General features: G+C 44.0%; 2 protein-coding genes and 1 pseudogene. All 3 read left to right on the forward strand.

The features are described 5' to 3' along the window. Positions 1-949, forward strand: a 949-nt coding sequence (locus C5687_RS24785; RefSeq protein ID WP_162299953.1) for a tail fiber domain-containing protein, incomplete at its 5' end; no start/stop codon positions are given. Positions 950-1,020: 71 nt separating this feature from the next. Next, positions 1,021-1,134, forward strand: a pseudogene (locus C5687_RS24020) (helix-turn-helix domain-containing protein); the annotation flags it as partial. Positions 1,135-1,249: 115 nt separating this feature from the next. After that, positions 1,250-1,672, forward strand: a complete 423-nt coding sequence (locus C5687_RS24710; protein ID WP_045617088.1) for a hypothetical protein — start codon at positions 1,250-1,252, stop codon at positions 1,670-1,672. The last annotated feature ends 496 nt before the right edge of the window (positions 1,673-2,168 follow it).

The following is a 2,168-nucleotide window of genomic DNA, read 5'->3' on the forward strand; positions in this document are numbered from 1 at the left end:
CCCAGCGCAGGTTTTCCAGATTACCGCTATCGGCGGCGCAACCTCTCTCACCGTTACGCCAGCTGCTAACCCTGCTATCCCTGCGGGAACCAAATATGCCATTCTTCTGAGCGACAGCCTGAGCGTTGACGGTCTGGCGCAGGACATCGCTGAAACCTTCACGATGTATCAGCGCTACATGAGCGGGTTCGCTGATGTAATGACCGGCACCGGGAATGTGACGATCACCATTAATGGTACGGCCGTTACCGTGCCCGCACAAAAGTCTCTGGCACAGAAAGACGCATCTGGCGGAGTACCTGTTTCCCAGGGTGGTACCGGGTCGACAACCGCTGCCGGTGCACGCTCTTCTCTTGGGGTTCCCGGGCTAAATTCCTCAAATGAATTTTCAGGACCCCAGACATTCAATGATGTTATTAAGATTAAACCCTCCACCAACGGGAATACGCATGTATGGTTCTATGACTCAGATGGCGCCAAATCTCGTGGGGTGATTTTTGCTTCTCCCTCATCGACAGGGCGTATCTCAATTCGACCAGATTCTACATCTGACGGCTATTCATGCTCCTTTGATTCTAACGGGAAGTTTACGTGTGCGACGTTATTTCAGACGTCAGATGAACGTCTGAAAAAGGGGTTAAAGCAGGTGACAGGAGCGCTGGATAAATTAATGCAGCTAAGAGGCCTGACATACCAGTTACGAGTTACCCAGGATACATGGGTTGATGGAGCAGGAGTATTAGCCCAGGAACTGGAAAAGGTTCTACCTTGCGCTGTTGCAATAAGCGGCGAAGGGGTAGATAGCGAGGGGAATACTATTCAGGATGCAAAATCGGTTGTTTACTCTGCATTGTCAGCCCTTTATGTTGAAGCGTTTAAAGAAGTTTCCTCCCGGCTAGTTTCATTAGAAAATGAGATCAAAATAATGCGCGGAGATGAAGATTCGTAGGTTTTAGCAACCACAGTCATCATTATCTGTTTGTGGTTGGGAGCCATCTACATTAGTTAGCGAATGCGACAGAGCAATGGGCGCAGGCGGGGCGTTTGATCGCAAACGGAGTAGACAGAAAGCAAGTAGCGATTATTTACGACGTTGCGGTGTGCACCTTGTATAAGAAATTTCCGGCGCGGTAGGGGCAGAGGAAAAAATATTGAACATTTAATACAGTTTTCGTAATAAAGTATTGAAAGAATGTAATAAAGTTGTTGAAATTTTGGTGAGCGGTTGGGGTGAGCATTGGGGGTATTCATGGCAAAAACAGATTCTATTACACCAGAAGAGTTCAGGGCTATTCACGTTGAATTGTCTAAAATCTCATCAACTTGGGCAGACTTATGGTTAACATTGTTTTCTCTCCGTGCTGAAGGCAGCAGGGTGATTACTATTAGATATTCCGATATCGAAGATGACATGCTGCACTTGGCTGGAACTCCAAAATTTGAGCCACGAACAATTAGATTAAATTTATTGCTTTCTAAGTTAATTGCGTGCAGAAAGGATTGCAATTCTTCTGATATTTATGTTTTCCAGAGTAGATCAAATCGAGTTAAAGGATTAGCTAGGCCTGTGACTGTAATAGCAATGAATAATGCCTTAAAACAAGCATCCAAATATGTAACAAGGAAAAACATCACCATGAAAAGTGCTTTAAGGGTAATCGTAAGGAACTAGTTGGACGGGGGTTCATACACAACATACCCACCTGTGTATGGAAGATTAGGACGATGGTCTATGATCACGTCCTTTATCAAGTCATTATTCTCCCTGATGATTGTCGATTTACTACTCGATTGGATATAAAATATGTACTTGCATAAATCTTGGGAGGGATTTTAAGTAAGTGAAATGAGAACCTGATCAGAATAAATCAAACCGAGCATTGAGTAGAGTAAATAATAAAGCAGCGCATGCAAGATTTAAGAGTATAACAAAACGGGCGGAAACATTCACTGAACAAATCTCCTGATCATGTATTAGACAAAGAATGACTGTAATGTAAAACCATCTTACACACACCTACTAAAAAAGACAGATGAACCAAGTTGGCATCCGATGAGATAGTGACCTGCTCCCCGTTGATTAGTACACCCCGATGTTAGTAATGTCTTCATAAGCCACATGAGGACATCCCCATGAAGAAGCGTTTTTCCGACGAACAGATCATCAA

This window comes from Enterobacter sichuanensis (assembly GCF_002939185.1).
Classification (GTDB): Bacteria; Pseudomonadota; Gammaproteobacteria; order Enterobacterales; family Enterobacteriaceae; genus Enterobacter; species Enterobacter sichuanensis.

Coding starts and splice junctions, on each gene's coding strand:
- C5687_RS24710 (WP_045617088.1), top strand. CDS start 1,250: ATGGCAAAAACAGATTCTATTACACCAGAAGAGTTCAGGGCTATTCAC.